We start from the raw sequence: 7,809 nt of genomic DNA, 5'->3' as shown, positions 1-7,809 counted from the left end.
CGAAAAATAAATAACTAATTTTAAATAAGTTACAATTTTTTAGTTCACAATGTTATGAGGTTGTTGTATAATGAAGGGGAAAATAGAATATCGGTCTATCTTCGGGGCAGGGTGAAAATCCCGACCGGCGGTGATGAACTATTTATGATTTTGTTCTAAGCCCGCGAGCCGTTAAGGCAGGATTTGGTGTGATTCCAAAGCCGACAGTATAGTCTGGATGGGAGAAGATGGAGGTTCAAGCGTTCAAAAAAGATATGGATTTGAACGTCTGTTTGATGTGCCTTAAATTCTCCCTTTGTGTAAAACACAAAGGGTTTTTTCGTTCTATGAAAAAATAGGCATAGCAGAACCTTTCCACTTTCCATGAGATGATCGATGGAAAAGGAGAGAGAAAGATGAAACAAAAAAACAGTGTAGTGCAGATGGTGAGTGTAGCGATGCTAAGTAGTATTGCATATTTACTAATGATGTTAGATTTCCCGTTCCCAGGGCTTCCGCCATTTTTGAAAATTGATTTTAGTGATGTACCAGCTCTAATTGCAGCAATTATCTTTGGACCAGTAGCAGGAGTGATTGTAGAGGCGATAAAGAACATTTTACATTACGGGATTCAAGGAAGTTTAACGGGAGTACCAGTTGGAGAAATTGCAAACTTTATTGCAGGATGTTTATTTATTGGACCAGCAGCTTTCTTATTTAGAAAGTATCGTACTGTGAAGAGTTTAACTACAGGATTAATGCTAGGGACAATTACAATGGCGCTTATTATGAGTGTATTAAACTACATCATCATATTCCCGGCTTACACTTGGTTTTTAAATTCACCGGCTATGTCTAGCGAAGCTATAAGAACAACGGTTGTAACGGCAATCTTACCATTTAATTTAATTAAAGGGATTGTTGTAACAATTGTATTTGTAGCATTATTCTCACGCCTGAAAGTATGGGTGTTTGCAAAAATGAAAAATGCATAATATATATTAAAACCATTAGTAGTGTGAAACTACTAATGGTTTTTTATTAAGGAAAATAAAATTTAGATACAAAAAATGCCCCTCATCAATATGAGGGGCATTTTTTGAAGTTAATAAAAGACTATTCGAATTTTAAAGCGTCTCCGTCAAATGATTCGTCAGCAACTTTAATTGAGTCAGTTGGACAGCCTTCGAATGCATCCATCATATCTTCAATTAATACATCTGGAATTTCAACGATACCTTGGTTATCATCTAATGTTACAAATGCAATACCTTCATCATCATAGTCATAAATGTCTGGTGCAGCAGCGCCACAAGCACCACATGCAATACAAGTATCTTTATCAACGATTGTATATTTTGCCATCTTTTTTCCCTCCTGATAATATGTATGTGAAAAGCTCGCCATAAAAATTATAACCTTATTGTAAAACGGTTTGTAAAACTTTTCAACATAAAATTATAATGATAATGCTTATCAATTAGAGTGTCAACTTATTTTTGAATTATGTCATAAGATTTTCAAAATACGTAAATATGATTTCGTTTGATACAATAGAATATATACAAGTATATAGTTCTTATATGATAAGTTTAATGAGCGAAAGTAGATAGTGTAATTGTACTGAAAAGAATGAAGTTAAGATTGGAAGGTGGAAGCGGTCATGCAAATACAATATACTTTGTTGCATTGTTTAAAACAATTGAATGGTGAAAGAACCGTTTCTTCTATTTATTATTTACTAAAGGGCAAACGTTCTTCGCAAACTTTACAAGATGGAAATATGTTCCGAATTTCTTTTTTGTTCGGAATATACAAATCATTGAATAGAAATGACTATGATGGTGAAGTTGCAAAGTTGTTGCAAGCGAATTTTATTCAAGAAATACATGAAAATACATATGTGTTAACACCTACGGGTAAAATGCAGTTACATAAATGGGAGGAAGTTTATGCTTTTCCGGCGCATTTGCATGGTTTACATTATGGTGAATTAGGTGAAACATTTTGGAAAAGATTATCATTAATTATTCAAACTATATCAAATTTACAACAGAATAATACGAAGTTTATCCCAATTCAGCAAGATACAGAAATAATGATGTGGGTGAAACGTTTTCTAACAGGAATACCATATAAGAGAAGTGAGTTGGCGAGAAAACTATGGACGGAAGTACATAATCTTTTAGAAAAGAGCAATACGATAGAAGCGACGATTGTAACATATCGACTAACGGGTTATGAACGTATTGGTTGTACATTGCAACAATTAGCAGAAATTACGAAACAAGATATATTCAGGGTGTATTTTTTATTTTGGGGTACAATGCATTTCTTTATACAAGAAGTTCGTGATAAAGAAAATGAATTTCCACTATTAGCTGAAATTATATCTTATCCAAATGAGAGAGCTGAATTATTTAGTTTATCCACGAAAAAAACATATAATTTTTGGAGACAAGGACGTTCTTTAGAAGAAATAGCGACGATTCGGAATTTAAAGGTTGCAACGATAGAAGATCATTTTGTTGAAATTGCTTTGCGAGAAAAAGATTTTTCTATTGAAATGTTTATGGAAAAAGAAAAGATAGACAAAGTAATAAAAGTAATTGAAGCATTGCAAACGCGGAAGTTACGTGTTTTGAAACAAGCGGTTGGAGAAGATATCTCTTATTTTGAAGTTCGTCTTGTATTAGCGCGGATGGAGGGTGTAAATGAAACTTGAAGAATATTTATATAAGTGGTTTGGATATTCTGAATTTCGTCCAGGTCAAAAAGGAGTTATTACAGATTTATTAGAAGGAAAAGATGTGATAGCAATGCTTCCGACTGGAAGAGGGAAATCTATGTGCTATCAGTTTCCGGGGCTTATGCGAGAAGGAACAGTGCTTGTTGTATCACCGTTATTATCTTTAATGGAAGATCAAGTGACACAATTAAAGTATGTTGTGAAAAACCGAGTAATAGCATTTAATAGTTTTCGGACATTAAATGAAAAAAGAGAAGCGATGAAAAAATTATCTTCATATAAATTTATTTTTGTTTCACCAGAGATGTTACAGTCGGAGTTATTAATTAGGGAATTGAAGAAAATTCATATTTCATTATTTGTTGTTGATGAGGCTCATTGTATTTCTCAATGGGGTTATGATTTTAGACCGGACTATAAAAAACTAAATGTAGTTATTGAAAATATTGGTTCTCCTACAGTATTAGCATTGACAGCCACAGCGACAAAAGGGGTACTGCAGGATATCGCAAATAGTTTAAATTTAAAGGGTGCCGCGGAACATGTATACTCTATTGATCGTCCTAATATTGCAATGGATGTGCAATTTGTAGAGACGATAGAAGAAAAGAAAGAGGCGCTTTTAGAGCAGGTGATGTATTTACAAGGGCCGGGGATTGTATATTGCTCAAGTAGAGCGTGGACAGAAAGGTTAACGGAATACTTGAGAGGGAAAGGTGTTACTGGTGTAGCTTTTTATCATGGTGGTATGGAACATGAAGAGCGTATGTTAATTCAACAGCAGTTTATGAACGATCAATTGCAACTTGTAATATGCACAAGTGCATTTGGTATGGGGGTAAATAAGGCGAATACACGATATATTATTCATTTTCATTATCCAACTAATATAGCTTCTTACTTACAAGAAATCGGAAGAGCTGGAAGAGATGGCGAACCGAGTATAGCTATTTTATTATGTAGTCCGCTGGATCATGATTTACCAATTTCAATCATTGAGGATGAATTGCCAAGTAAGTCACAAATACAATTTTTATTTTCTTTACTACAAGAAAGAATGTTTCAAACGAAAGAATTGCCAATAGAAGATGTAGAAGAAATTTGTTATAATGCAGCAAGATTTAATGAGCAATATTGGCGTTTCGTTCGTTATCATCTCGAACAGGTTGGAATTATACAACAACGAAGATTATTATTAGAAGGTTTGTCAGATGAAATTATGAACCGATTAATAGCTGAAGTAGAAATAAGGTTGCGTAATAAATATAGTGAGCTAGAAAATATGAAATCATGGATACAAGTTAAAGGGTGTAGACGTGAATATGTGCTGCAACAGTTTGGTTATAGGAAAGAGCAAGAGTTAATTAATTGCTGCGATTATTGCGGTATTATAAAAGAAGATTATAAAAAAAGACGAGCGCAACAATCGGATTTCGACTATAATTGGGAAACAGAGTTACAAAAGCTTTTCGGCCTAGAAAAGATGGAGGAATGATGAACATTCAAAGGCATAATGTTGAAGATATGAGTCCGCAGGAAATAAGGCTGAATCTATATATAACACAGTTAATTATTATCGGTATTGGCTGTTTACTGGCATATATATTATTTCAAGATGTAAAAGAAGTCTTTAATTTATGGAAATGGGAACCAGTATCTATACTTATTATCGGTGGTTTGTTAGCGATTGGTATTGTGTTATTAGATTATGTTGCAATGCGAGTGTTTCCGGAGTCTTGGTTTGATGATGGTGGTATTAACGATAAGATGTTTCGAGGAATGTCCGTTCTACACTTACTCGTTATTACGTTCTTAATTGGTTTTGCAGAAGAATTTTTATTTAGAGGTGTAGTACAGACTCATTTTGGAATTGTAATTGCGAGCTTCGTATTTGCAGTGTTACATATTCGTTATATAACAAAGCCATTTTTGTTTTGTTTCGTCTGTTTCATTAGTTTTGTCTTTGGTTATGTATTTGAATGGACAGGAAATTTGTTTATAACAATCTTTGCACACTTTCTTGTTGATTTTATAATGGGACTCCAATTAAGAAAATAAATGGAAGGTGGTGGTGAACAACATGAGGAAACGAATTCCTGATTTTGAAGAGGAATTAGAAGTTGAGCGAGTGGAAGAAAAAGAAAGTTTACCGCCGCGTAGTGAAATTCATAGAAATAAAGAAAAAAAACAAAAGTTTAAAATAAATCACATTTTCGTCCGGGTTTTAACATTTCTATTCATTCTGCTGCCGATTAGTATTTTGTGGTACACGGATAAATATATTCAGGTGAAGGGTGATAGTAATAATGCCGGAAAAAGTGCGTTTGAAGTAATCTTCTTTGATTCAGCTAAATCTGAGTCGCAGAAACATTCTGAAAAAGTAATAACGCATACTGTGAAAGAGGGAGAAACTTTAGAAAGTATAGCGAAGCAATATTTTTCAGATGGAAATGGAATTGAAGTAATTAAAAAGTATAATAACTTGCAAGAAGATGAAGTGAGTGCAGGTCAAGAATTAAAAATTCCGATAAAAGATAAGTCCACAAAGCAAGAAAGCTAGTGAGTTAAGCGATCACCGTTTGTTATAAAAGCCTAGGATTATCTTTATGAGGAGGGGAGTCAAAAATATGATATGGATTATATTATTCAGTACTCTCATAGGCATGGGGATTTTATTGCTTCTTGTGATGTATAAAGAAGCGATGCGTAATACGGTGTTGGAACATACTTTAGTATTTAAAGAATTTCCGAAAAGTTTTCAAAAAGTAAATGTGTTTTTTATTTCTGATATTCATAGAAGAGTCATTTCGAATTTGTTAATTGAACAAGTAAAAGGAAAAGTAGATCTCGTAATTATCGGAGGAGATTTAGCAGAGAAAGGTGTCTCTTTATCAAAAATCTCTGCGAATATTCAAAAGTTAAGAGAGATAGCTCCTGTATATTTTGTGTGGGGAAACAATGATTATGAGATAGAATATCATGAATTAGATGCGTTATTATTAGAAAATAACGTAAAAGTTTTAGATAATACAAGAGTGGTATTTGAGTCTGAATTAGGCGAGAAAATTTGTTTGCTCGGTATAGATGATGTTGGAGTGCACCGTGATCGTCTAGATTTGGCATTGGCGGATTGTAAAGAAGATGGTTTTCGTATCCTAGTTAGTCACAACCCTGATATAATAAAAAAAATGTCTGGAAATGAACAGATTTCACTTGTCTTAAGTGGACATACGCATGGAGGGCAAATCCGATTATTCCCATCTAAAAAATATTTAAAAGGTGGCGTATATAACCATTTAAATACGATTCTCTTTGTTAGTAATGGGTATGGAACAACATTGATACCACTTCGTTTCCGAGCACCTGCTCAAACACACATCATTACATTGTGCGGAGGGAAATGATGCCAACTCTTAATGGGAAATACAATATAAAAGCCGTTTCGAATATAATTGGAGTTCAGCCGAGTACGCTTCGTGCATGGGAAAGACGATATCAAATTATTGCCCCAAAGCGGAATCAAGCTGGGCATCGTTTATATACAGAAGAGCATATTCAAATTTTAAAATGGTTAATGGAAAAAGTTTCTTCCGGTATGATGATTGGACAAGCAGTTCAATTATTAGAAGAAAATCGTTTGCAGAGTACAGTTCAAAAAGAGATACATTTCGATAAAGAAGTTGTTTTAGTGGACGATTTGCTACAAGCTTTGTTAAAATTTGATGAAATTACAATTGCTGCATTATTAAACGAAGCTTTTAGTATATATTCAACAGAGAAGGTTGTTGCCAGTATTGTTCTTCGAGTGACAGACAAATTATTAACGTCAAAAAATAATAATGAGATTTCAATGGTGCAATTTCAATATGCACTATCATTTTTACAAACGCGTCTAGGGATGGTGTATCACAATGCCTCAATGTTTTCCTCTTTACACAAAGTTATTGTGTTAGAAAAGGATGCATTGAAAGGATTTATTTTTTCAACTTATTTACGCTTAAAAGGATATGAGGCGATATATATTAGGACAAGCTTAGCTGAAGATGGTATGTTATCAGCGGTAGAGGAAATACAGCCGAAATATGTATTTATATCTTTTGCTGACGAACAAGAAATGAAAAAGACGATGAACTTTATAAATTTATTACAAGAAAAAAGGGAATCTCTTTCTGTTGGATTTATCGGAAAGCTAGGCGTTCTAAACCAGTTGGACATTGAAACAATCTTAATTGGTGATACGAAAGAAGAATGGGATGGATGGTTAAAAATGTCGGAATAGTTGTTCGAAAAGAACCATCTATTTTCTATTTCATATAATAAAAATTAGATGCATTGGTTACGTAGGGAGGGTATGAGATGAGGCTGGAACGATTAAATTACAATAAGATAAAAATTTTTCTAACATTTGATGATTTATCTGAACGAGGATTAACGAAAGAAGATTTATGGAGAAATGCACCGAAAGTACAGCAATTATTTCGTGATATGATGCAAGAAGCAAATAAGGAATTAGGGTTTGAAGCAGATGGTCCGATTGCAGTTGAAGTGTTTTCTCTACAAGCACAAGGGATGGTTGTAATTGTAACGAAAGAAAATCAAGAAATGGATACAGATGATGAGTTCCGTGACGAGTTTATTGAAATGCAAGTGACTCTAGATGAAAGTGAGCATATATTATATGAGTTTGCTACGCTAGATGACGTAATTAACCTGTCGAATCGCTTATATAACCTTGGTGTAACTGGCGGAAAGCTATATACGTGGGATGAGCGCTTCTATCTTTGGGTGGAAGAAGAGGAACAAATTCAATTGTTAAAGGCGGATTTTATAGCTATTTTAGCGGAATACGGTAATCCGTCTACAGCAACCATTTATCGCATCATGGAGTACGGTAAAGAATTAATGGATGTTAACGCGATAGAGCAAATACACAATTACTTTGTGAAAAAACAAAACCTCAGCTAATACAACATAGCTGAGGTTTTGTTTTTATTTGGAGAAGGGAAGGGATGATTGTAAATACTCGAACATACTTTTTGAAAATAAAATATGCAGTTTTATAGGAGTGTGGTTGATGAAAA

9 protein-coding genes and 1 riboswitch are annotated in these 7,809 nt (G+C 33.8%); of the genes, 8 read left to right on the top strand and 1 reads right to left on the bottom strand.

Annotation, left to right across the window (positions count from 1 at the left end; genetic code table 11):
• Positions 1 to 93 precede the first annotated feature (93 nt).
• A riboswitch (FMN riboswitch) is annotated at positions 94 to 233 on the top strand.
• A 162-nt stretch (positions 234 to 395) separates the two neighbouring features.
• Positions 396 to 974 carry an ECF transporter S component gene (locus ACQGS6_RS19070; RefSeq protein WP_000810856.1) on the top strand — a complete coding sequence of 193 codons (579 nt, stop codon included), beginning with the start codon at positions 396 to 398 and terminating at the stop codon, positions 972 to 974.
• Between the two features lie 121 nt (positions 975 to 1,095).
• Here ACQGS6_RS19070 and ACQGS6_RS19065 read toward each other — a convergent pair whose 3' ends face one another.
• Positions 1,096 to 1,344 carry a ferredoxin gene (locus ACQGS6_RS19065; RefSeq protein WP_001151993.1) on the bottom strand — a complete coding sequence of 83 codons (249 nt, stop codon included), beginning with the start codon at positions 1,342 to 1,344 and terminating at the stop codon, positions 1,096 to 1,098.
• Positions 1,345 to 1,642: 298 nt separating this feature from the next.
• Between ACQGS6_RS19065 and ACQGS6_RS19060 the strand changes: the two genes are divergently transcribed.
• The 7 genes from ACQGS6_RS19060 (at position 1,643) to ACQGS6_RS19030 (ending at position 7,693) form a co-directional block, all read left to right on the top strand.
• Complete coding sequence (locus ACQGS6_RS19060) at positions 1,643 to 2,704, top strand: helix-turn-helix domain-containing protein (protein WP_001167008.1); 1,062 nt, start codon at positions 1,643 to 1,645, stop codon at positions 2,702 to 2,704.
• Positions 2,694 to 4,223, top strand: coding sequence for an ATP-dependent DNA helicase RecQ (gene recQ / locus ACQGS6_RS19055; RefSeq protein ID WP_000762979.1), 1,530 nt, complete (start codon positions 2,694 to 2,696; stop codon positions 4,221 to 4,223). Before ACQGS6_RS19060 ends, recQ begins: the two co-directional genes overlap by 11 nt.
• The gene (locus ACQGS6_RS19050) at positions 4,223 to 4,786 is read left to right on the top strand and encodes a CPBP family intramembrane glutamic endopeptidase (RefSeq protein WP_001025780.1); all 564 of its coding nucleotides are present in this window, start codon (positions 4,223 to 4,225) and stop codon (positions 4,784 to 4,786) included. The genes recQ and ACQGS6_RS19050 overlap by 1 nt, the downstream gene beginning before the upstream one ends.
• Positions 4,787 to 4,808: 22 nt before the next feature.
• Positions 4,809 to 5,288 carry a LysM peptidoglycan-binding domain-containing protein gene (locus ACQGS6_RS19045; protein ID WP_001231553.1) on the top strand — a complete coding sequence of 160 codons (480 nt, stop codon included), beginning with the start codon at positions 4,809 to 4,811 and terminating at the stop codon, positions 5,286 to 5,288.
• Positions 5,289 to 5,355: 67 nt separating this feature from the next.
• Positions 5,356 to 6,132, top strand: a complete 777-nt coding sequence (locus ACQGS6_RS19040; protein ID WP_000637797.1) for a metallophosphoesterase — start codon at positions 5,356 to 5,358, stop codon at positions 6,130 to 6,132.
• The gene (locus ACQGS6_RS19035) at positions 6,132 to 7,007 is read left to right on the top strand and encodes a MerR family transcriptional regulator (protein WP_001142650.1); all 876 of its coding nucleotides are present in this window, start codon (positions 6,132 to 6,134) and stop codon (positions 7,005 to 7,007) included. The genes ACQGS6_RS19040 and ACQGS6_RS19035 overlap by 1 nt, the downstream gene beginning before the upstream one ends.
• A 77-nt stretch (positions 7,008 to 7,084) precedes the next feature.
• On the top strand, positions 7,085 to 7,693 hold the full coding sequence (locus ACQGS6_RS19030; RefSeq protein WP_001235402.1) for a genetic competence negative regulator: 609 nt from the start codon (positions 7,085 to 7,087) through the stop codon (positions 7,691 to 7,693).
• The last annotated feature ends 116 nt before the right edge of the window (positions 7,694 to 7,809 follow it).

The organism is Bacillus sp. GMs2/2, from assembly GCF_050172095.1.
Taxonomy (GTDB): domain Bacteria; phylum Bacillota; class Bacilli; order Bacillales; family Bacillaceae_G; genus Bacillus_A; species Bacillus_A cereus.
This window is presented reverse-complemented; position numbering and strand designations above follow the sequence as displayed.